This window comes from Myxococcus sp. CA051A, assembly GCF_013336705.1.
Lineage (GTDB): Bacteria > Myxococcota > Myxococcia > Myxococcales > Myxococcaceae > Myxococcus > Myxococcus llanfairpwllgwyngyllgogerychwyrndrobwllllantysiliogogogochensis.
The window spans coordinates 1,116,130-1,136,729 of the sequence record NZ_JABUMS010000002.1 but is presented as its reverse complement, the minus strand read 5'-3'; the positions used below and the strand labels follow the sequence as shown (position 1 = coordinate 1,136,729).

Sequence of the window (20,600 nt, the reverse complement as noted above, 5' to 3'; positions counted from 1 at the left end):
CTGGCGCCCCATGCACTTCCGTCATCTTGGTCGCAGCGGTCTGGCCGTCAGTGAGATTTCCTTCGGCAACTGGCTCACGCACGGCTCCCAGGTGGAAGAGGACGCCGCGCTGGCCTGCGTGAAGGCGGCGCAGGACGTCGGCATCACCACCTTCGACACGGCCGACGTCTACGCCGGCACCCGCGCGGAGTCCGTGCTCGGCCGAGCCCTGAAGGGTCAGCGCCGCGCCGGCTATGAGCTGTTCACCAAGGTGTTCTGGCCCACCGGGCCCGGGAAGAACGACTGGGGCCTGTCGCGCAAGCACATCATGGAGTCCATCGACGGCTCCTTGAGCCGCCTCCAGACGGACTACGTGGACCTGTACCAGGCCCACCGGTTCGACACGGCGACGCCGCTGGAGGAGACGATGGTCGCCTTCGCGGACATCGTCCGTCAGGGCAAGGCCCACTACATCGGCGTCTCCGAGTGGACCGCCGACCAGATTCGCCAGGGCGCCGCGCTCGCCCGCGAGCTGCGCATCCCCTTCGTCTCCAGCCAGCCCCAGTACTCCATGCTCTGGCGCGTCATCGAGGAGAAGGTCATCCCGGCGTCCCTCGAGGAAGGCCTGGGACAGATTGTCTGGTCTCCCCTGGCCATGGGCGTGCTCACCGGAAAGTACCTCCCCGGCCAGCCTCCTCCGGCCGGCAGCCGCGCCACCGACCCCACCGGCTCGCGATTCATCGCCCGCTTCATGAAGGACGACGTGCTCAACCGCGTGCAGCAGCTGCGTCCCCTGGCCCAGCAGGCGGGACTCACCATGGCGCAGCTCGCCGTCGCGTGGGTGCTCCAGAACAAGGGCGTCTCCTCCGCCATCATCGGCGCCTCGCGGCCCGAGCAGGTCCACGACACGGTGAAGGCCTCGGGCGTGAAGCTGGAGGCGGAGTTGATGCACCGCATCGACGAGGTGCTCGGCCCCGTCGTCGAGCGCAACCCGGCCCTCACCGAAGTGCCCGACCGGAAAATCTGAAGCAGGGCTGTCAGGCGTCAGCCCGGCTCTGTCCCCTCTTGCGACACGTGAGAGGGGATGGAGTCGAAGGCGACAATCCCAGACAGGAGCCGATGGGATAGTGCCGCTCCCTCGAGTTCGCCTGGGCTCAGCCTCCCTCGGAGGTCCCGCCACCGTTGCCGCAGGCATAGCAGGAGGGCTCGCTCCCGCACCAATTCGCGCCGCGCGTCGTCACGCAACTCGGCCCACACGCGTAGCAGTTGGGCTCGGCGCCGCACCACCAAGGGCTGTTCCGGCTCACGGAGCAGGCTGGGCATTCGTAGCAATCCGGCTCGGTACCACACCATCCCTCGCCACGACTCTGGGAGCACGCGACCGGGCACAGGACGCAAGCTGGCTCGATGCCACACCAGGTCGCGCCCCGGCTCGACGAGCAGGATTGGGGGTCACCCGGCTCCGGCTCCCATTCAGGTGGTGGAGGAGGAGAGCCAAGCTTGCTGCACCAGGGCTCCATGCCTCCCCATCCTGGCCCGCGCGTTTGGTAACACCAGGCGCCCGACACGTCCCGACAAGAACCCGAGGAGGCGTCCCACTCCTTGCCGGAGGGACAGTTCTGGAGAGTGAATGCGGCTTCGCCGATTCCCATACCTCCAAGGTATTCCTCATTCTGCTGAGTCCAGGACTCCTGCACGTCCATGTCCTCGCTGACACAGCCGGGCTGCAGGACGGCGAGCCCCAGACTCAGACAGACCATGAGTCCCATGCGTGGCAACACGTCGAGTCGCGTCCTCATGTTGTCTCCCTATCAGCCAAGAAGGGGGCTCCTGGAGAAGCCGTCATTGTTGTGCTGTTTGTCCTGACAAACAAGCCGAATTCCAGCGAAAGCCGAAAACTTCACTTATCGCGACCGGGGCACCTCCGTGAGGACCGCGCAGGCGGAGCTCCGTGGGCTGATGGCCAATCGCCGACCCTCCACGCAATCAATCCCTCCCACGGCGCGCCGCGTATACTCGTCCCAGGCGCTTCACCTGGAGGTGGCGTGTGCGTTGGTTCGTAATCACCGCGGTGCTGTTCGCGTCGAGTGCGTCCGCCCAGTCTCCTGAATGCAAGTCGGCGAAGAAGGAGTTCGCGGAGCGCGAGGAGCAGCTCACCACCTTGAAGAAGGCGCGCAAGGACATGCGCGACGTGCTGGTGACGGCCAAGAAGGGGCGCGCGCACAGCCGCGCCCTGGACTCACTGGAGAAGGCGGATGATGCCCTGGAGGACGCCGTCAAGCGGGCGACGGCGGAGCAGCTCCAGCGCGACAAGCTGACCCGGGAAATCTGCAAGTAGCCGTCGCGCTGTCCAGGCGGCGTGAGGGCCTCACGCCGTCTCTCACGTTCTCAAGTTCCTGATGTTTCAGGGCTACAGCTCCGCCCCCCTTGGGATTCAGCGGGGATTGAAGCATGGTCCTCGCCATGAATCGGCAAGAGTCCGCGATGTTCGTCGGGGTGGCGGTGCTGTGGGTCCCCTTGCTGCTGGGCGTGTTCATCGGGACGTGGCTCAGGAAGCACGTACATCCCAAGGTGATGGCGCACTCGGAGCTGCTCAGCAGGACGGCGAACTCCAGCGTCACCCGGCTGTCGAACATCGTGTTCGTCATCTTCTGGGTGGGAGTGACGCTGGCCTGCAGCGGCATGATGGCCCCGAGGACTCTCACGTGGCTCCAGTCACTGGGAGGGCTGCCCTTCGTGCCCACGCTCGAGCTGCTGCGAGGGGTCTCCCTGTTCGCGGCCTTCATGATTGGCTACACCGTTGGGGCCATGCCCCGGGGAGACTCCGCTCGGCAGCCCTCACAGGCGCATGGCAACGCGCCAGGGACGACCGCGTCCGGTCCCAGCAACGGCCAGCACGTCAACAAGTACCCCAGCATGCGGGTGCTCGCCATCATCGGAGGCACGATTGCCGTCGGACTGGGCGTGGGCGCGCTGAGCACGGGGCTCAAGAAGGGTGGCTTCCTGACGACCTCGGACGTGGGCGGGCTCCCCGAGCTGGCGCGCATCCAGGAGCAGCTGAGGCCGCTCGAGGCCTGCTCGCTCAGCTACATGAAGCGGGACCGGCGAGGCTCACGCAACTACCCGACCACGGTCTGGCTCAGGACCTGTACGCACAACGAGTACTTCTCCGTCATGATCACCGTCCCTGGGACCTGGGCGAGCCGAGGCGTCGGCTTCGAGATGGAGCGCGGTTCCAGCTCTGAGCCCTGGGAAATCCTGGTCGAGAAGAACGACGTGCCCTTCCCCGACCTCAAGGAGGCGCTGGAGCACTTCGCGCCCATCATCGCCGCGCAGTATCCGGAGGAGCTCCGAAAACGACGCACGAGCTCGGATGAGATGGACCGCCACCTGGAGGAACGCTCGCGGCTGGAGAAGGAACGCAAGGAGCGCGCGAAGACCTCCTATCCGGAGTGAGTTCGCTCACTCGCGTGGATTCCTCCAGCCCCGCTTCTCCAGCACGCGCACGTTGGGGACGTCCGCGAGCGTGGCCAGGTAGTCCGACAGCGCGAGCAGCTCGATGTCGTCCACCTGCCCCTCGAAGGGCCGCACGTAGATGGCATTTCCGTAGTTGTGCAGACACTTCGCGGGGGTGTCGTCGACGATGAGCACCCGCTCCAGTCGGAAGCCCCTGCGCTTCAGCTTGTGGAGCTTCTTCGCATATTCGTAATGAGAGGACGGGTCCATGAAGCCCTCCTCCAGCACGCGCGCGCGGTCCACGTTGAAGGTGCACCGGCTGCGGCCCCAGACCAGCTCAGGGCGGAGTTCCGGCGGGAAGAGGTGATGGACGATGGCCGCGACGTAGTCGTCCGCCGCGGAGGACCAGACGGCGAGGCGGAACCGGGCCGCGCACGCGGTGAGGAACCGCTCCAGGTGGGGCCGCGCGTAGACGTGGAAACCGAACACACGGAAGTCCGCCGCGCGCTCCAGAGGGGCCTCGCGGGCGTGAATCAGCGTCTCGTCCAGGTCCAGCACCAGGAGCAGCTTGTCCGGGTCCATGCGGGTCACCACTCGTCGCGCTGCGGGATGCGCCACATCGCCAGGAGACACATGCCAGGGACGCCTCCGTGCCTCCAGTGCTGACTCTTCCACGCATGCCCTGTTGGAACGCGCACACCCCGCTGTGAGGACAGGCGGCACGCCGCGCCCCGGGGCTAAGTGCTGTCGGGTTCATCCCTCTCATCCGCCCCCTGAGGAGCCCCATGCACCTGCGCGTCTTGTTGACGACCCTGGCCTGCGCCGCCGTCCTGTCCCTCGCCGGACCCGCCCGAGCCCAGGGCGCCACGGAGAGTCCTCCGTCCGAGCCCGGCGTGTCCTCGTTCGACCCGGCCTTTCCCGGCCAGACGCGCGCGCCCGCCGTGCAGACGCAGACGCCCTATCAAGTCACTGAAATCGCCTCCGGCTTCAACTACCCCTGGGCCGTCGCCTTCCTGCCGGACCGGCGCATGCTCGTGACGGAGAAGCCCACCGGGAAGCTCTTCATCGTCACACCCCAGGGCGTGAAGTCCGCGCCCGTCGCGGGCCTGCCTCCCGTGGACGGCCGCGAGCAGGGCGGCCTGCTCGATGTGGAGGTCGACCCCGACTTCGCCACGAACAGCCTCATCTACTGGACCTATTACGAGCCACGCGAGAACGGCAACGGGCTCGCGGTGGGACGCGGGAAGCTCAAGGACGGCCCCCAGCCGCGCATCGAGGCGCTGCGAATCATCTTCCGCATGAAGCCCACCCTGGACTCGCTGTGGCACGCGGGAGGCCGCCTCGTCTTCGCTCCCGACGGCACCCTCTTCGTCACCCTGGGCGAGCGCTCCATCCTCACCGGCCGCGTCCAGGCCCGACAACTCAACAGCCACTTCGGCAAGATTGTCCGCATCCACACCGATGGCACCGTGCCCGCCAACAATCCCTTCGTGAACAACCCCGCGGCGCGTCCGGAAATCTACTCACGGGGCCACCGCAACGTCCTCGCCGCCGCTCTCGACGGCCAGGGCCGCCTCTGGGAAGTGGAGATGGGACCACTGGGCGGCGACGAGCTCAACCTCGTCGAGCCGGGCAAGGACTACGGCTGGCCCACCATCGGCTATGGCAAGGAGTACTCCGGCGCGCCCATCCACGAGAGCTCCCAGGGCCCAGGCATGGAGCAGCCCGTCTACTACTGGGACCCGGTGATTTCCCCCTCGGGGTTGACCATCTATTCCGGGAACCTCTTCCCCGAATGGAGGGGCAACTTCTTCATCGGCGGGCTGTCCAGCCACGCCCTGGTGCGGCTCGTCCTGCGCAATGACCGCGTCGTGGGCGAGGAGCGCCTCAAGCCCGCGGGGAACAACCGGGTCCGCGACGTCGTCCAAGGTCCCGAAGGCGCGCTCTACCTGCTCACCGACGCGCCAAACGGCCGGCTGCTCAAGGTGACGCCCCGCCCGACGCCGCCGCTCTAATGGGGCCTCCCGCGAGGGGCGCTGGAACCAGAGGCGACGGCCAGGCGACAAATGTGTTTCCAGCCGTTGCCAGACGGCCCAGGAAGCGGACAAACCGGCCGATCCATTTGACTTTCAGGGCGGACGGAACAACAGATGGGCGCGCGAGTTGGCAACCGGGTTACTGACACCCGTCACCCACTTCCCCCCAGGCTTCCCTTCATGACGCTCTCCCTCCTCCTGGCCCAGACAGGGCAACCCGAGCTCGGCTGGCTCAGCAGCAAGCTGCTCGGTGTCACGCTCACCTCCGCCGAGTGGGTCCTCTGGATTCTGGTCGTCCTCTCCGTGCTCTCCATCGCCATCATGCTGGAGCGCACGGTGTACTTCGCCCGCAACCGCCTCCCGGACTCGGAGGCCCTGGCGGTCCGGCTGGCGCGCGGCGACTTCGAGGCGGCGCGCAAGGCCGTGGAGGGCAAGACGGGCATGGAGGCCGCCATCATCCGCGAGGCGCTCGCCTCCGCCTCGCAGGGCGCGGACACCGTGGAGCAGGTGATTGCGTCCACCATGTCCCGCGAGCGCCCCCAGTACGAGCGCTTCCTGTCCTTCCTGGGCACGCTGGGCAACAACGCCCCGTTCATCGGCCTGTTCGGCACGGTGCTCGGCATCATCAAGGCGTTCCACGATTTGGGCTCCGCCAACGTGAAGGGCGCGGCGATTCAGCAGACCGTCATGGCCGGCATCTCCGAGGCGCTCGTCGCCACCGCCGTGGGTCTGGCCGTCGCGATTCCCGCCGTCGTCGCCTTCAACATCTTCAACCGTCAGCTCAAGACGCTCACCAGCCGCGCCAACGCCCTGGGCTACGCGCTGGTGGGCAGCATGCGCGCCGAGGGCCGCACGCCCGACGCGGCCACTCGCACGGCGGAGGGCCGCTAGCCCATGGCCGGAGGCGCGCAGCAAGACGACGAGGAAATCACCGGCATCAACGTCACCCCGCTGGTGGACATCGTGCTGGTGCTGCTCATCATCTTCATGGTGACGGCCAACTTCATCGTCCGGGAGACGGTGGAGGTGGACCTGCCCCGCGCGGCCAACGGTGGCGAGACGGTGCAGGGGCTCGTCAACGTGGTGCTCGACAAGGAGGGCAAGCTCTACTTCGACGGCGCCGCGGTGAGCGAGGCGGACTTGAGGGCGAAGGTCGCCGAGGCCATCGCCAAGGACAAGGACACCCGCGCCATCATCAGCGCCGACCAGAGCATCGCGTATGGACAGGTGATGCGGCTCATCGACACGGTGAAGGGCCAGGGCATCGCCAAGTTCGCGCTCAACATCGAGAAGGACGTGGCCCCCGCGGCCGCGCCCGCCACACCCTGACGCAAGGCCCAGCGCATGAGCCAGGCGGTCGTCGACTCCCCTCCCCCGATGTTCCCCCGCCGTGAGCGCTCGCTCTGGGTGGTGGGCATCTTCCTGCTCACCTCGCTGGTGCTGCACGGCGTGGGCTTCTGGTACCTCAACCGCATCGCCGAGCGCCCGCGCCCCGTCGCCCAGCGCCCGGTGGAGCTCGTCATGGTGGAGGTCCAGAAGCCGCCTCCGCCGCCTCCTCCCGAGGAGAAGAAGGAAGAGCCCAAGCCGCCTCCTCCCAAGCCCAAGGCGGTGAAGCCCCCGCCCATCAAGGTGGCCGAGGTGCCCAAGCCCCAGCCGCCTCCGCCGGAGCAATTGCCGCCTCCGCCCAACGAGCCGCCGCCCACGCCGCAGGCCAAACCGCCGCCGCTCGTGGTGGGCATGACGATGTCCTCCACCACCAGCGCGGGCTCGTTCGCCGCGCCCGTGGGCAACACCGCCTACGGCAAGGCGGACGGCGTCGCGAAGGACCCCAAGGACGTGAAGGGCTACTCCGCGCCCAAGTACACGCCCATCTACCAGGTGGACTCCGAGCCCACCGTGGCCTCCGAGGTGAAGGTCCCCTATCCGGAAGAGGCCCGTCGCGCTGGCATCGAAGGCACGGTGACGCTGTCCATCACCATCGACAACGAGGGCCGCGTCGTCGCCGCCAAGGTGCTCTCCGGCCCCGGCTACGGCCTCAATGAAGCGGCGCGCGATGCCATCAAACGCTTCCGCTTCAAGCCCGCCATCAAGGGCGGCGAGGCGGTCTCCACGGAGATGAAGTACTCGTACACGTTCCTGCTGGACTGAAGCACGCCGGGGCCCCACCTCCCTGCTGGAGGGACGGGGCCCGCGCGAGCCTCACTGCGAGCGCAGCGCCCGGCGCATGATGTCGCGCAGCGCGCGCAGGTCATCATCCGACAGCGCGGCGATGAGCTCCGGCGGCTCCGCCAGCCGCTCCAGGAGCCGCTCGCGCAGCGCCACACCCGAGTCCGTCAGCACCAGCATCTTCACCCGCCGGTCCTGCTCGCTGCTGCGCCGCTCCACCAGGCCCCGCGCCTCCATGCGGTCCACCAGGCCGGTGACATTGGACGCGTCACACGACAGGTAGTTGGCCAGCGTGCTCATCGCCAGCGGGCCCTCGCCCAGCTGACGCACCACGTGCGCCTGCACCGGGGACAGCTCGAACTCGGCCGCCAGCGCCGGGAAGTTCCGCATGTGGGCGTGCATCAGCTCGAACAGCAGCGTCCACGCCTGCTTGGGCAGGTCCCCCTCCAGGGCCTCCGGCCCGGAGTTCGGCGGCTTGCCCCGTCGCTCCAGATTCTCGCTGCTTCCACTCATACCGCTCATGGTAATTCACCCCCATTACCTAAACAATTGACTTCATCAAATATTGAGGGTTACTACATTCCGGAGCTTCCAAAATCGAACGACATGGCCTATGTGGGGCCCGACCCGAAACAGGACCGTGGAAGAAGCCATGCGGCGGCGGATGACCTTCATAAGAGCCGGTTCGGCCCTTCGCGCTGAATTCCTGTCGTTCATGACGCGCTCGGGCAGAACGCCCGGAACGCGGACCCAAGACACACCCCCGTAGTGAATCCATCTAGGACCATTGGGGTTCGCGCCGGCGCGGACCCCACGAGGAGGCAGAGGCGGTTATGAGCTCACTTCTGGCGTTGACCCTGGCGGCCACCCTGGCCGCGGCACCGCCCCCCGTGCTGACCCTGGAAGACGCACTCATCCAGGCGCGAAAAGAGAACCTGGACCTGAAGGCGGCGCAGGCGCGGCTGCGTCAGGCGGACACGGCGTCCCGCAAGGCGTGGGCGGGCTATCTGCCCACCATCACCGTGGGCGCGGCCATCGTCCGAAACTCCAATGCCGCCGTCATTCCCCCCGGTCCCCTGGGTCCCGAGCCCGTGGTCATCCAGCCCCTGGTGCAGCGGCAGTTCCAGGCGGAATTGCGCCAGGCCCTCATCGCGCCCCAGCTGTGGGCGGGCATCCAGGCGGCCTACAAGAGCGAGACGGTCGCCGCGCTCAACGTGGAGCAGGCGCGCCGGGAAATCCTCTTCGGCGTGGCGCAGGCGTACTACGGCGCCGCCGCGCAGGCCCAGGCCGTGACGGTGCAGGAGCGGCTGGTGGAGCTCAACGGCGCTCGCGCGAAGGACACCAAGGTCCGCTTCGACGCCGGCACGGTGACGCGCGTCGCGCTCCTGCGCGCCGAGCAGGATTTGTCCCGCGCCGAGCAGGACCTCATCCGCGCCCGCAACGCGCTGGCGTCCGCGAAGCTGGTGCTGACCACGCTGCTGGCGTTGGACAGCCCGGACTTCGAGGTGGCCCCGCCGCCGGAGCCGCAGGTGCCGGTGAAGACGGAGTCAGAGGTGCTCGTGGAGCGCTCACTGGAGCAGCGCGCGGACGTGGCCGCGGCCCGTGAGACGACGGAGCTGGCGCGCATCAACAAGCGCGGCGTGTGGTTCAGCTACCTGCCCACCGTGGGCCTCACCGGCACCTGGCGCATCGCCAACGCCGCGGGCTTCGCGGGCCGGGCGGACGTGTGGCTCATCACCCTCGGGGCCAACTGGACGCTGTGGGATGGCGGTCTGCGCGAGGCCAACCTCGCGGACACCTCCGCGAAAATCGTCGAGGCCCAGGCCAACGCCCGCAAGGCGGAGCTGACGGCGCGCGAGGAAGTGAAGCGCTCGCAGCTGGATTTGGAGAGCGCCCTGGCCAACCGCCTCAAGGCGGAGCAGACGGTGGAGCTGGCGCGGGAGTCCCAGCGCCTCACCGACGTCTCCTTCAAGGCCGGCGTGGCCACGTACCTGGAAGTCGCGGACGCGAACACCGCGCTGACCAACGCCGAAATCGGCCTGGTGAGCGAGCGCCTCCAGGCTTCGGTCGCCGCCCTGCGCCTCTTGCGCTCGGTGGGTGCGTTCGAGGCTCGCCCGCTCGACTCCGACCTGAAGGACGAGAACGCGGTGCCGCCCACGGTGCAGCCGCTGCCCGGCGCGACGGAGCAGAACCCCGCGGGGATGCAGCCCCCGGAGCAGCCGAAGCCGGAGCAGCCGCAGCCCGCGCCGCAGCCGTAGAGACTCACCCGTCCGGCGCCTGAACTCCAGGCGCCGGACCGACCGCCTCCCGGGGCGGTGGCGCGGCCCCGCTTGTGAGGCTTCGCCACCGACCCCACCCTCGGAAGGAAGACAGCAGCACCCCTTTTTCCGAGGAGGTCATCATGGCGGAAGGACAGTGGGGCAACTGCAAGAGTTGTCGCTACTTCGCCAGCGGTAACGCGAACCCCAGTGACAATGAGACGCAGCGCTGCATGCAGGCGGACCTGCGTGCGTACGACCTGAAGGTCTCTGGCGCCAGCGGCTGCAATGCGTTCGAGGCCCGCACCGGCGTCGGACCCCAGCAGCGGCAGGAGCCCGCCCAGCCGGCGCACTGACACCGGCAAGCGGTTCCCGTCGAGACTTCGTGGAGCACAAGACTCCACGAAGCAAGACGGCCACGGCCCGTCGGGCCGTCCTCCCTCTCAACACCCTTTGACACCCGCTCCGTCAGAGCGAGCACGTCCTGCTCGCGGGCGCGCAGGTGACGCATGGACTGCTTTGGGGCCGCCTGGAGTCTGCCCTTGGAAGCGACGTGCGAAGGCGTCAGCACGACATGGTAGGAGCCTGCCGGGCCATTCACGAAGGCCCCCGTTTGGATTCCCCCATGAAAAGACTCCTGCTGCCGTTGTTGATGACAAGCATGGCTTGTACCCAGGCCACTCCTTCCGCCCCCGTCGAGACGGCCCAGCGCCGTGATGCCGTCCTGACGGACGCGCAGATTGGGAATGCCTGGAAGGACCCACCCCTGCCGTACCGGACCGTCTCCTTCACCTTCGATGACGGTCCGGATGACAATCCGATGGCCAGCTTCAATACCAGTTGGCAGATCGCGAAGTACCTGCAGCAGCAGGGGATTCGCGCGACATTCTTCATCAACGGGTGCCGCATCGACGCGGGTTGCCCGCGGTTCGACGGCGACCTGGGCAACACCACCTATCTGTCCCAGATTGTCGAGATGGGCCACCGGGTGGCCAACCACACGTATGACCACGAGGCGCTCACCAACCCTTCGCTGGGGGCCGCGGGGCAGATCGCCGAGCTGAAAGTCAACCAGGCCATCCTGGACCCCTACATCACGGATGGCATGTTTCTCTTCCGGGCCCCGGGCGACAACTGGGGGCAGTCCCCCATCGGTGAAACCCACGCGTGCGACGGCTCCTCCTCGATCGCGAACAACGTCCGGAGCGACCCCGCGTTGTCCAAGATGAGTGGCCCTTTCTGTTTCGACTGGGACGCCCACGATTGGGCTTGCACGAATAACGGCTGGACGCCGGAGGCCTGCGCGGACCACTACGTCGCCATGAGCCTCGAGCTGGATCCCGATGGGGACAGGACGGTGAATGGGCTCGAGCGAGGCATCATCCAGATGCATGACTTCAATCCCACGATGAACATCGCTGGGACGGACTGGGCCTACCGCTTCGTGGTCTCCCTGGTCGGAAAGCTCAAGGCCGTGTCTGGCACCCCGTACGTCTTCGTCCCGCTCGACGCGCATCCCGGCGTCCGGGGAATGTTCAGCTTTCCCGCTCCGACCCAATGGACCACGACCTACCTGTCCGACTGGGAGACGTGGAACAGCGACGTTGGCTACTACGGGACGGTCCGGCTGGGTGACATCAATGGCGACGGCAAGGCGGACGTGTGCGGGCGTGGCTCCGGGGGGATTCGGTGCGCGCTGTCGCTCGCGGACGGCTCCATGGACACCGCGACCAACTGGCTGAGCCTGGTGGCAGACACGGATGGCTACAAGCCGGCCCAGTACAGCACGACGTTCCAGTTGGCGGACATCGACAATGATGGCAACGCCGATGCTTGCATCCGTGCCGTGGTTGGCTACCTGTGCTTCAAGTCGAACGGAACGACGGCGTTCGCGACGTCAGCCTGGGACGCGGCGGAGTTCTCCAATGCGAACGGGTGGAATGCCTCGGAGGCGCTCTATGGCTCGATCCGGATCGGGAACGTCGACGGGGACCTCGATGGCTATGCCGACATCTGTGGGCGGAACGCGGCGGGTGAAATCGTATGCAGCCTCTTCAACGGGACGACCTTCGAGGCAGCGACGTCCTGGAGCTCGGACTTCACGGCCCCGTCGTGGGCCTTGGCGAAGCACGCCACGACGTTCCAGTTGGCGGACCTGGACAACGACGGCAAGGCGGACATCTGCGCGCGTGGGGCGGACGGCATGTGGTGTGGACTGTCCGAGGGCGTCGCCACGGGCTTCGCGACGGCGTCGCGCTGGACGCAGATGTCCTTCGATGACGCCCAGGGATGGGGAACCCTGCCGTCGCGCTACAAGTCCATCAAGCTCGGCGACGTCGATGGGGACGGCAAGGCGGACGTCTGCGGCCGGCACTCGACGGGGCTGGTCTGTTCTTTCTCGACGGGGACCTCCTTCAGGAACTACCGCTATGTCACCAACATGGACTTCGGTGACTCCGAAGGGTGGTCCGCCGACGAGTACGGCTCGACGCTCGCCCTGGGAGACGTCAATGGCGATGGCCGGGCGGACCTCTGTGCTCGCGCGAGCACGGGGTTGACCTGCACCCTGGCCCCCATGCTTCTGGCCACCTACAACACGACGCGACAGACCGGGCTGTGCTCGACGGCGCAGGCCTCCTGCGACTCGGGGATGTTCTATGAGGGCCGGGGGACGGTGTATCCGGAGGCACAGCAGCCCAACACGCTGCAGGGCACTTGCGCGGATGGCACCGCGTCCACCACCGTGGGCAATGTCGTCACGGGCGGCTACCTCAAGGATGGCTCGGTCGAACGCGTCCGGGTGATGACGCTCGACAAGACGCCGTTCGCTTCGGGAAAGACGGTGCGCGTGGAGGTCAGCGCCTTTGCCTCGGGCACCGGGGAGCAGTTGGAGATCTTCACCGCGGCCAACGCCGCCAGCCCGACGTGGGTCAGCCTGGGCGCGACCACCCTGTCGAGCGCGGGGTATGCGTGGGTGACGCGAACCTACACCCTGCCGGCGGGCGCGCAGCAGGCGGTGCGAGCCGTCCTCCGCTCCACGAGCCTCTCGGGTGCATGCCCCGGTGGCGGCTTCACGGACGTGGATGACCTCGCCTTCACGGTGCAGTGACGTGAACGACTGACCTACCAGAAGCGCCTGGGGCCGGAGTTCATCCCAGTCCCAGGTGCCGTTGGGAGGTGTGCCCTTCAGGCCGTGACTTCCGCGGGCTCCAACCGGCCCAACCCTGGCAGGAAGCGCCCCACCCGCGCCGCGTACTCGCGATACGCCGGGCCGTGCAGCCGCGCGAGGTGCTCCTCCTCCAGCCTTGCTTGAAGAGACACGAGCAGCACGTAGTCGGCGCACGCCATCCACGTCCACGCGCTCGGCGTCACGCAGGCCATCCCCACCACGACCCACAGCATGCCCGCGAAGATGGGATTGCGGACGACGGAGAACAGGCCGTCCGTCACCAGCGCCGTGGGCTCCCGGTCGATGCCGATGCGCCAGGACGCGCCCATCTGCACCTGGGCCACCAGCACGACGACGAGCCCCGCGAGCAGCACCGCCCAGCCCAGCCACCGGACGGCGTCCGGCACCGGCCACACGCCGAGCCGCTCCGAGCCCAGCGCCGCGTACAGCGCGCTCCAGGCCGTCAGGCCGAGGATGAACAGGCCCATGCACACGCCGATGACGCGCTGGAAGGGATTGGCGCGGCGGTGCAGCACGAAGGCAGCCTGGCCCGTGCGGCGGCGCAGCCGCGCGGTGGGCAGCACCATGGCGAAGAGGAGGAAGGCGACGGCGCTGGCGGGCAGCGCGAGGCGGTGGAGGGTTTCGGCGTCCATGAGAGGTCCTCGACGAAGGGGGCGAGCACCCGCCCGCCCCTGACGCCAGGGCTGACGCCCGGCCCCCGTGCCGCATTACACCGGCTTTTTGTCAGGCCTCTTCGGTGACTCGGGGACGCCCCGGCTCGCAGGCGCAGTCCACGCAGCCGTGGGTGCAGCAGGTGCCGCACAATTCGATGAGCCGACGGCCCAGGGCCTGCCGGGCGCGGTGCAGGCGGACGGCGGCGTTGTTCGCGGTGAGCCCTTCCTCGCGGGCGAACGTCGAGACGGGCGTGCCCTCCAGGTCCACGCGGCGGATGGCGGCCGAGTACTCCGGCTTGAGCGTGTCCGTCAGCCCCGCGACGCACGCGCACACGGAGGACTCCAGCGCCTCGGCGTCCTCGGTGGAGCGGGGAGCCTCCGCGTCCTCGACGGCCAGGGCGCGCTCTTCCCTGCGGGCGCGGCGGTGGCGGTCCACCAGGACATTGCGCAGCAGCCGGTAGAACCAGGCCACCGCGCTCTCCTCGTCGCGCAGCCCCTCGCCCTTCTCCAGCCCCTTCACCAGGGCGAGCTGGAGGACCTCCTCGGCTTCCTCCGGGCTGCCCACGCGCGGGGCCAGGAACGCGAGGAAGCGGCGCCGCTGGGCGACGAGGGTCTCCATGACGCGCGCGTCCAGGCTCATGCGGGCTTCAGCCTACCGCCTCGCGCGCGAGCGACACGGCGGGCAGTTCGTCCTCGGTGGTCGTCGTCCGAGGCTGACGGAAGTAGATGCGCTCCATCAGCCGGCGCTGGTGAACCAGCGGCTTGTCGTACCGGTCCAGGCGCATGCCCCTGTGGCTGTAGGGCGTGTCCGCGACGGTGGGGATGAAGCGCGCGTCGTCGACGACCTCCCAGCGGGTGAGCTCCATGGCCACGCGGGCCGCCACCGGCAGGAAGGGCTTGAGCAGCGGCTGCACGCAGCGCAGGAAGGAGAAGACATGCAGGCGCGTCGTCTTCGCCGTCTCCGGGACGAAGAAGATGTTGGCGCGGGTGATGAACGGACGCTGCTTTCCGGAGGGCGCCTCCCAGCTCACGGTGTACTGGCTGTGCACCGGGTCGAAGCGCGTCACCCACTCGTTGCGGAACAGGTCGCCGTCGCGCACGCCCAGAAGCTTCATGAGCGCCGCGGGCCGCTGGGGGGCGCGGTAGAACACCTCCGTGCGGTCCTCGAGGTTGTGCGCCTCGAACTCCACCTGGCCCGCATGAGGGTCATCCCAGCCCAGGCGGGTGTGGACGTAGGGCGTGTGTTCGTCCTCGCTGAAGTTGTCGAGCGCGACATGCAGCGGCGCCTCGAAGAGCACGGAGAAGCTGCCCCCGAAGAGGTAGCCGTCGTTGGCGGGAAGCTCCGGCAGCGAGGACAGCGGGGTGTCACGGTGGGCCAGCCACAGGTAGCCCCGGTGCTCCACCACCTGGAAGCTCTTCACGTCGCAGTGGCGCAGCTCCGGCTGACTGGGATTGGCGCCCTGTCCCTGCGCGTCGAAGCGCCAGCCATGGTACGGGCACTGGAGCCGACCATCCGCGCGCACGCGGCCCTTGGACAAAGGCGCGAAGCGGTGGGGACACGCATCCGCGAGCGCGGCGGGACGCCCTTCAGCGTCCCGGAAGAGGGCATAGGCACGACCGGCCACCTCCACTCGCATGGGTTTCTTACGGAGCGCGGTGGCTGGGAGCACGGGATGGAAATGACGGAGGACGTCGGGCAGTGGCTCCATACTTTCCAAGTATAGCGAGCGACTCAGGACAGGGGAGGAAGGCGCTCCAGCAACCGTCGCAAGTCGGGCTGAAGCTCATCCGGTGTTTCACCGGCCAGTTCCTCCACGGGGTGAGTGCCCCAGGTGACACCGTAGGTGCGCAGTCCGGCCGCCTTGCCTGCACGCAGGTCCAGGGTGGTGTCACCCACCATCCACAGTCCGCCCGTCTTCAGCTCGGCGAGGGCGCGGTGGAGCACGTCGGGTGCGGGTTTGTGCGGAAAGTCATCCGTGCCCTGCACATGGTGGAGCACGGAACCCAGGCCCATGGCGTCCACGAAGCGGCGGGCCATGGGGCTCTTCTTGGTGGTGGCCACGGCCAGCAGGTAGCCGCGCTCGCGCAGCGTGCCGAGGGCCTCCAGCACACCGGGATAGGGGCGCGAGCGGTTCATGTAGTTGAGGGGGTAGTGCTCGCGATAGGTGGCGCACAGCGCGGGCACGTGCTGGGGCGCGAACTCCGCGTACATCAAGTCGAGCGGGTAGCCGATGAGCGCGCGCACCTGGGCGTAGGTGGGGGCGGTGAGGCCATGCACGGGGAAGGCTTGCAGGAAGCTGTCGATGATATCCGGCAGCGAGTCCACCAGCGTGCCGTCGAGGTCGAAGAGGATTCCACGGGAGTCAGCGCGGCTCATGCGCTCCTGCATACGTGGTTCGTGCGCGCGGGGCACCTGTTCCCGACGTGGCCCTCACGGGCACCCGGCCTGGGAAGCGGACGGGTGCCCGTGAGGAGGTCGTCACCTTCGCCGTGGGGGCCTCGCGGGGGTGACGGAGGGGCTCACTCGAAAGCCGTGAAGGAGAAGGTCGATTGGAAGTCGACGTCCGCGCCCTTGCTCGTGAAGGTCGGCGCCGCCGTGCCTCGCAGGACCACATCGAACCGACCCGCGAGAAAGCGCGTGTAGTCCTCCTCCGCCATCGCCTCCGAGTCGAAGTCGACGATGAATGCCACCGGGCCACTGCCCGTGGGGTTCTCCCCGTGGCCCGCGACGTAGGTGTTGTTGGAGTCATCGATGAGAAAGAGGATGTCCACGCGGCCGGTGAAGACCTCGGCCAGCGAGCTCACGCCGACGCTGGACGCGCCCAGGGTGAGCGTGAGCTGGGTGAGTTCGATGCGCGCAGGGGACTTTCCGTCCAGCTCCTCGCGCGCCGCATCGACAAAGACCTTGAAGGGATTTCCCGACTCGGTCGAGATGCCCTTCCGCGAAGTCACGGTCGCATTGACGGTATCAGACGACTTGGCCTTGAGGTTGATGCCGACCGGCGCCGAATACGACACCGCATCGCCTCCACAACCCATGAGTGTCTGGGCGGCGAGCACCACCACCAGGAAGACCTGCTTCCACATGAAAGCTCCAAAAAGAGAGAACAGGGTGCGCTCGGCCCGGCGCGCCTCGCGTACTTGGGACGCTACCCATGCAGGACCCATTCGACAGGTCGACGGCCACATCGCCCCGCACTTGAAACGAAGGGTGCGGGCTGGCGACCTCCCGCGAGCAGCGCCGAGTAAGACAAACAATGGATGTCAACCGCGACCCTTGCCGTGACAAGGATTGACCCGCGAGACGGAACAACCACACTCCCGGTGCTACACTCGAGTCAACCCGAGGTCTACAGGGGGAAGGACCTGACATGCGACTCGATATCTTCTCGGAGATGCAGCACCCGAAGGAACACTGGACCCAGCCGGACCATGAGCATCGGCTCATCCGCGAAACACTGGAGCAGGCGCGGCTGGCGGATGAGATGGGCTACGGCGTCTGGTGGCAGGTGGAGCATCACACCGCGGTGGAGTTCAGCTACAGCTCCGCGCCGGAGGTCATGCTCACCGCCATCGCGATGGGCACGAAGAACATCCACGTGGGCCACTCGGCCGCGCTCGCGCCCGCGCGCTTCAACCACCCCATCCGCATCGCCGAGCGCTCCGCGTTCATCGACCACCTGAGCGGCGGCCGCTTCCAGCTCGGCATGGCCCGCAGCACCATCCCCGAGTGGCGCGTCTTCAACATCGACGCGGACGCCACCCGCTCACAGATGCAGCAGGCCTTCGAGATGGTCCCGAAGATGTGGACGCAGGAGAAGTTCTCCTGGGACACGCCGGACTTCCGCGTCAAGGACATCAGCGTCATCCCCAAGCCCTACCGCAAGCCGCACCCTCCCCTGTGGCAGGCGTGCTCCAGCCCCGCGTCCTTCGAGCAGGCGGGACGCAACGGCGTGGGCGCGCTCGGCGTGACGCTGTGGGCCTCTCCGGAGCAGGTGGGAGAGATGATTCACATCTACCGCGAGGCGCTGAGGACGCGCTGTGAGCCCGTGGGCGAGTTCGTGAACAACCAGGTGGCCTTCTTCACCTTCGTGCACTGCGCGGACTCGGAGCGCGAGGCCATGGAGAACGGCGCCGCCCAGGCCGCGGCCTGGTACACCAACGGCTCCTTCACCTTCTTCGAGGCCAAGGATTTCTTCGTCAAGTCGGCCGCGGAGCTGGAGGCGCTCGCCAAGGACCCCGCCGGTGGCGGCCTGACGGGCCAGTACCTGCGCGGCAAGGACCCGAACGCCCCCGTGTCCAAGGCCCAGCGCATCCTCGGCCGCATCATGTCCGGCGAGGACGTGCCGCACGAGCAGGTGTGGGAAGTCTTGAGCGCGCAGGACTCGCTCATCGTCGGCACGAAGGACCAGGTGCGGCAGGGCCTCAAGCGCTACGAGTCGCTGGGAATCGACGCCCTCATGTCCTTCCACCAGGTGGGCGCCCTCTCGCACGAGGCCGTCCTCAAGAGCATCCGCCTCACCGGCGAGCTCATCCCCGAGTTCAAGACCCCCGCCCCTCCCTGAACCCCAGCGGCAACGACGGGCCCCTTCCCCGCTTCCCAGCCGCGCCATCGTGCGCACCTTGGGGAGCGGGGTTTGTCCGACGGGAGGGGATGGGGATGAGGGTCAGCCAGCTGACACTGGGATGGGGCCTTGCCTGCGCGCTGTGGGCGTTCAGCCCCGCATGGGCGGCGAACACGAACTCGCCCGCCAAGAAGGAGGGCGACCAGGGGAGCGGCGACACCGTGCGGCACGCCACGCGCCGCCCGAAACAATTCTCCCGGGAGTGGCACGTGAGCACCTCGGGCTCGGACACGGCGGCGGGCACGAAGCAGGCGCCGTTCCGCACCATCGGCCGCGCGCTGAGAGTCGTGAGTCCCGGTGAGGCCATCCGGGTCGGCCCCGGCGAGTACGCGGAGGGCCTGCTCATCGACAACGCGGTGAAGGCGGGCCGCGCGGATGCCCCCATCACCCTGGTGGGCGAGGGGCGACCGCGCATCGTCCCGACGCCGAAAGGCGGGACGCTGGTCCAGGTGCGCAAGCCCTACTGGATTGTCGAGGGCTTCGAAATCGACGTGCGCGGCCAGCCCCGCTTCGCCGTCCTCTTCGAGGGCAACACCACGGGCTCCGTGCTCACCGGCAACGACCTCCACCACGGCACCCTGGGCGCCGGCGTCGCCACCTACGGCGGAGCCCGGGACGTGCTCATCGAGAACAACCACATCCACGACTTCCGCAAGCAGCCCAAGGGCGACTCGCACGGCGTCGTCATCCAGGCCACGTCGCGCGGAATCACGGTGCGCGGCAACGACATCCACCACAACTCGGGGGACTCCGTGCAGTGCCTGCTGCCGGACAAGAAGGAAGACGCTCCGGCGAGCGACATCCTCATCGAGAACAACCTGCTCCACGACAACGACGAGAACGCCGTGGACATCAAGACGTGCCATCGCGTCGTCATTCGTGACAACACGATGTACGGCTTCCGCAAGTCCCCCACGTCCTCCGGAGAGGCCGTCGTCATCCACTACTCCGCGCGGGACGTGCGCGTGGAGGACAACACCATCCACGACGCGGGCCGGGGCATCTCCGTGGGGGGCTCGCGAATCGGCGACCAGCCCAGCCCCGTGGGCGTGGTGGTGAGCGGCAACGTCATCCGGGACATTACCCAGAGCGGCGGGAGCGACGGCACGGGCATCCGCGTGGAGAACTCGCGCGAGGTGCAGGTGGTGGACAACGCCATCTCCGGCACGCAGGGCTACGGGATGATGCTCGGCCTGGGCTCCAACGGCGCGCCCAGCGAGAACCTGACGGTGCGGGGCAACAGCATCCAGGGGCGCAGGCTGGTGCGCCTGGGGCAGCGGCAGCACCGGCCCGGCCTGAAGATGGACCGGAACCAGTACGGCTCCAATGGGACGTTCAAGGTGGACCCCCAGGAGGAGACGAACCTCACCGACTGGCGCAAGTCCTCCGGCGTGGACCAGCAGTCCACCCCGCTCCAGTGAGCCCAGGTCCCCTTCCGCTCGACGAACAGCGGAAGGGGCCTGCGTCACCGACGCTCAGGGCGTCTCGTCGGACGGCACGTCACCGGTGAGCACGCAGATGAGCGCGTCCGGGTCACACTTCACGGGGAACAGCGGGTTGATGCCGGAGCCGCGCAGCCGGCCCACGGAGTAGTCCGCGTACGGGTCACACTTCGTCTCGTCCGGCGCGCCCTTCGTCGCACAGCCCACCACGGGCCAGATGCCCTTGGCCTGGTACGTCGCCGTGCAGCCGTTCTCCGTGTAGGTCAGGTCCGCCTTGAACTGCGTGCCCGGAATCCCAGGCGTGTTGTAGATGCGCAGGTTGGACCACTCGTAGCGGAAGCTCTGCGCGGGCAGCGTGGCCGTGGCGGGCACGTCCAGCCGCGTGGGGCTCAGCTGGGGCACGTCGCAGAAGTTGTCCGCGCCGGGCCCTTCGCTCGAGAACGGGCCCACCGAGAACGGCGTGTGCGAGGGGTCCGGGTCCGGCCGGTCCTCCTCGAAGTCCGCCACCAGTTCGCCCAGCCGCTCGCTGCGCACCGCGACGGTGTCCCGCGCGTTGGGGTCCTGGCTGTAGTACTTCTGCAGGCCCAGCGGCTCCGGCTTGAGCTGTGCGCACTGCTGGTCCGGATTCTGCCCGGGCAACAGCGTGTACACGGTGGCGAACGAGCCGATGGAGCCGTCGCTCACCGCGCGCGCCACGACACACTGCGGCTCCGGGTCCTCGACGCCACAGCCCGCGAGCAGAACCAAAGCGGCGACGCCGGGTCCCCATCCCATCCAACGAGTCTTCATGGGTGA

20 protein-coding genes are annotated in these 20,600 nt (G+C 68.0%); 12 read left to right on the top strand and 8 right to left on the bottom strand.

What is annotated here, in order from left to right:
• Positions 1-10 precede the first annotated feature (10 nt).
• The 3 genes from HUA74_RS09905 to HUA74_RS09895 all read left to right on the top strand — a co-directional run bounded on the left by HUA74_RS09905 (position 11) and on the right by HUA74_RS09895 (position 3,435).
• On the top strand, positions 11-1,006 hold the full coding sequence (locus tag HUA74_RS09905) for an aldo/keto reductase family protein (RefSeq protein WP_174454302.1): 996 nt from the start codon (positions 11-13) through the stop codon (positions 1,004-1,006).
• Positions 1,007-2,026: 1,020 nt separating this feature from the next.
• Positions 2,027-2,317, top strand: a complete 291-nt coding sequence (locus HUA74_RS09900) for a hypothetical protein (protein ID WP_174454301.1) — start codon at positions 2,027-2,029, stop codon at positions 2,315-2,317.
• Positions 2,318-2,442: 125 nt separating this feature from the next.
• A complete protein-coding gene (locus HUA74_RS09895; RefSeq protein WP_174454300.1) occupies positions 2,443-3,435 on the top strand; it encodes a hypothetical protein in 993 nt (330 codons plus the stop codon).
• A gap of 6 nt (positions 3,436-3,441) precedes the next feature.
• Here HUA74_RS09895 and HUA74_RS09890 read toward each other — a convergent pair whose 3' ends face one another.
• A complete protein-coding gene (locus HUA74_RS09890; RefSeq protein ID WP_174454299.1) occupies positions 3,442-4,017 on the bottom strand; it encodes an NIF family HAD-type phosphatase in 576 nt (191 codons plus the stop codon).
• Between the two features lie 203 nt (positions 4,018-4,220).
• On the opposite strand from HUA74_RS09890, the gene HUA74_RS09885 reads away from it, so the two are divergent.
• From HUA74_RS09885 to HUA74_RS09870, 4 genes are all read left to right on the top strand, one after another.
• Entirely contained in the window at positions 4,221-5,450 is a 1,230-nt protein-coding gene (locus tag HUA74_RS09885; protein WP_174454298.1) for a PQQ-dependent sugar dehydrogenase, read from the top strand.
• Positions 5,451-5,651: 201 nt separating this feature from the next.
• Positions 5,652-6,362 (top strand): MotA/TolQ/ExbB proton channel family protein, encoded by a 711-nt coding sequence (locus HUA74_RS09880; protein WP_141640529.1) that lies wholly within the window; start codon positions 5,652-5,654, stop codon positions 6,360-6,362.
• A gap of 3 nt (positions 6,363-6,365) precedes the next feature.
• On the top strand, positions 6,366-6,800 hold the full coding sequence (locus HUA74_RS09875) for a biopolymer transporter ExbD (RefSeq protein WP_141640528.1): 435 nt from the start codon (positions 6,366-6,368) through the stop codon (positions 6,798-6,800).
• Positions 6,801-6,815: 15 nt separating this feature from the next.
• Positions 6,816-7,619 (top strand): energy transducer TonB, encoded by an 804-nt coding sequence (locus tag HUA74_RS09870; RefSeq protein ID WP_141640527.1) that lies wholly within the window; start codon positions 6,816-6,818, stop codon positions 7,617-7,619.
• A gap of 51 nt (positions 7,620-7,670) precedes the next feature.
• On the opposite strand, the gene HUA74_RS09865 is transcribed toward HUA74_RS09870, so the two are convergent.
• Positions 7,671-8,159 carry a MarR family winged helix-turn-helix transcriptional regulator gene (locus HUA74_RS09865; protein ID WP_174454297.1) on the bottom strand — a complete coding sequence of 163 codons (489 nt, stop codon included), beginning with the start codon at positions 8,157-8,159 and terminating at the stop codon, positions 7,671-7,673.
• Positions 8,160-8,470: 311 nt separating this feature from the next.
• Here HUA74_RS09865 and HUA74_RS09860 point away from each other — a divergent pair, with 311 nt between their 5' ends.
• The 3 genes from HUA74_RS09860 to HUA74_RS09850 all read left to right on the top strand — a co-directional run bounded on the left by HUA74_RS09860 (position 8,471) and on the right by HUA74_RS09850 (position 13,004).
• Entirely contained in the window at positions 8,471-9,895 is a 1,425-nt protein-coding gene (locus HUA74_RS09860) for a TolC family protein (protein WP_174454296.1), read from the top strand.
• A 143-nt stretch (positions 9,896-10,038) separates the two neighbouring features.
• A complete protein-coding gene (locus tag HUA74_RS09855; protein WP_141640524.1) occupies positions 10,039-10,251 on the top strand; it encodes a hypothetical protein in 213 nt (70 codons plus the stop codon).
• Positions 10,252-10,520: 269 nt separating this feature from the next.
• Complete coding sequence (locus HUA74_RS09850) at positions 10,521-13,004, top strand: FG-GAP-like repeat-containing protein (RefSeq protein WP_174454295.1); 2,484 nt, start codon at positions 10,521-10,523, stop codon at positions 13,002-13,004.
• 77 nt (positions 13,005-13,081) lie between these two features.
• Here the strand turns inward: HUA74_RS09850 and HUA74_RS09845 are convergent, their stop codons facing one another.
• The 5 genes from HUA74_RS09845 to HUA74_RS09825 form a co-directional block, all read right to left on the bottom strand.
• Entirely contained in the window at positions 13,082-13,717 is a 636-nt protein-coding gene (locus HUA74_RS09845; RefSeq protein ID WP_141640522.1) for an isoprenylcysteine carboxylmethyltransferase family protein, read from the bottom strand.
• Between the two features lie 91 nt (positions 13,718-13,808).
• A complete protein-coding gene (locus tag HUA74_RS09840; RefSeq protein WP_174454294.1) occupies positions 13,809-14,378 on the bottom strand; it encodes an RNA polymerase sigma factor in 570 nt (189 codons plus the stop codon).
• 7 nt (positions 14,379-14,385) lie between these two features.
• Positions 14,386-15,447: a Rieske 2Fe-2S domain-containing protein gene (locus HUA74_RS09835; protein WP_174454293.1), complete on the bottom strand. Its 1,062-nt coding sequence runs from the start codon at positions 15,445-15,447 to the stop codon at positions 14,386-14,388.
• Between the two features lie 23 nt (positions 15,448-15,470).
• Positions 15,471-16,115, bottom strand: coding sequence for an HAD family hydrolase (locus tag HUA74_RS09830; RefSeq protein ID WP_174454292.1), 645 nt, complete (start codon positions 16,113-16,115; stop codon positions 15,471-15,473).
• Between the two features lie 143 nt (positions 16,116-16,258).
• Positions 16,259-16,825 (bottom strand): hypothetical protein, encoded by a 567-nt coding sequence (locus HUA74_RS09825; protein WP_174454291.1) that lies wholly within the window; start codon positions 16,823-16,825, stop codon positions 16,259-16,261.
• A 284-nt stretch (positions 16,826-17,109) separates the two neighbouring features.
• Between HUA74_RS09825 and HUA74_RS09820 the strand changes: the two genes are divergently transcribed.
• A complete protein-coding gene (locus HUA74_RS09820) occupies positions 17,110-18,303 on the top strand; it encodes an LLM class flavin-dependent oxidoreductase (RefSeq protein WP_174454290.1) in 1,194 nt (397 codons plus the stop codon).
• A 95-nt stretch (positions 18,304-18,398) separates the two neighbouring features.
• The gene (locus HUA74_RS09815) at positions 18,399-19,784 is read left to right on the top strand and encodes a nitrous oxide reductase family maturation protein NosD (protein WP_174454289.1); all 1,386 of its coding nucleotides are present in this window, start codon (positions 18,399-18,401) and stop codon (positions 19,782-19,784) included.
• Between the two features lie 54 nt (positions 19,785-19,838).
• Here HUA74_RS09815 and HUA74_RS09810 read toward each other — a convergent pair whose 3' ends face one another.
• The gene (locus HUA74_RS09810) at positions 19,839-20,594 is read right to left on the bottom strand and encodes a hypothetical protein (protein WP_141640514.1); all 756 of its coding nucleotides are present in this window, start codon (positions 20,592-20,594) and stop codon (positions 19,839-19,841) included.
• Positions 20,595-20,600 lie beyond the last annotated feature (6 nt).